Raw genomic sequence first — 1,305 nt, forward strand, 5'->3', positions numbered from 1 at the left:
GGGCACGGGCCGCCGCCTCCGGGGCCGGCAGGGCCGCCGGGGCGCAGGGCGGAGCTCAGGGCAGCGGGGGAGTCCTGCCTCCGGGGCCCGCGTACGCGACCCAGCTCACCTTCGCCCGCGGCCAGCTCGCCTCCGACTGGGTCACGGCCGAACTCGCCCCCGCCTGGCAGGTCCAGGGCGTGATGGAGAACCCGCTGCCCGCCGACTCCGCCGCCTGGTGGGCCACGTCGAAGCTCGTCGAGTTCGCTGCCGGCATCCCCGACCTGTCCGTCCTCTACCAACTGGTCGCCTCCGTCCGCCGCGACGAGTGCCGCTGGTGCGGCCTCGAACTCATCGGCGACCGGTGCGGCTTCTGCGCCGCCCCGCTGAACCCCCCGCAGCCGGCCGCACCGCCGCCGCCGACCGAGGCCGCGGGTGGCTCCCGCCCCCGGTCCGGACACTGACCCGACCACCCCGAACGAACGAAGAACGGCGAGGTAGTACGGCACATGAACTCACGCCAGCGCCGCGGCGTCATCCTGCTGCTCCTGTCGGTCCTGTGCGCCCTCGCGGCGTTCGGCGGGGTCCTCGTGGTGATCGGCGACGTCAACTCCAAGGTCGGGTCAGAGGTCGTCGCGTACCGGGCCAAGGCCGATATCGCCCCCTACAGCCCGCTGTCGGCCGGGCAGTTCGAGGAGATCAGCATCCCCCGGCGGTGGCTGTCCGAGACGGCCGTCACCGACCTCGGCGGACTCAAGGACAAGATCGCCCTGACCACCCTGAAGAAGGGCTCGCTGCTCCAGACGGACATGTACGTCGACAAGCCGCAGCTCCAGCCCGGCGAGCAGGAGATCGCCATCATGATCGACGCGGCGACGGGCGTGGCCGGGAAGATCCATTCGGGGGCGAAGGTCAACATCATCGCCACCTTCAAGGGCGCCAAGGAGTCCGACCCCTCCCGCTCGGTGATCATCGTCGCCAACGCGCGCGTCATCAACGTCGGCAAGCTCACCGCCCTCGACAAGGACAGCGACCGCAAGGGCCCCGCCGAAGCCGTCCCGATCACCTTCGCCCTGAACACCAAGGACACCCAGCGCGTCGCGTACGCCGAGTCCTTCGCGGAGCACGTACGCCTGGCCCTGGTGGCCCCCGGCACCGACTCCGCGCCCAGCGCGGCCGACCGCTCGTACACCCTCGACGGGGACAAGTGAGGCCCGGATGACCACCCGAATCCTCCCCGCGGCCGGCGACCCGGACGCCGCCCGCGCCATCTCCACCCTCCTCAGCCAGCTCCCGGCTGCCGAGCCCGCCGCCCCCGTCCCCGAC

Annotated in this window: 1 protein-coding gene and 1 pseudogene; both read left to right on the forward strand. The window is 72.3% G+C overall.

Features of this window, described 5'->3' with window-relative positions; all coding sequences use genetic code 11:
- A pseudogene (locus HYE82_RS36585) lies at window positions 1-443 on the forward strand (hypothetical protein); the annotation flags it as partial.
- A 45-nt stretch (window positions 444-488) separates the two neighbouring features.
- A complete protein-coding gene (gene cpaB / locus HYE82_RS36590; protein ID WP_179178529.1) occupies window positions 489-1,190 on the forward strand; it encodes a Flp pilus assembly protein CpaB in 702 nt (233 codons plus the stop codon).
- The last annotated feature ends 115 nt before the right edge of the window (window positions 1,191-1,305 follow it).

Origin of the sequence: Streptomyces sp. BR123 (assembly GCF_013401435.1) — a bacterium.
GTDB lineage: Bacteria > Actinomycetota > Actinomycetes > Streptomycetales > Streptomycetaceae > Streptomyces.

What these genes read in the sequence shown, in the direction of transcription:
- cpaB (WP_179178529.1), top strand. Translation starts at nt 489, where the DNA reads ATGAACTCACGCCAGCGCCGCGGCGTCATCCTGCTGCTCCTGTCGGTC.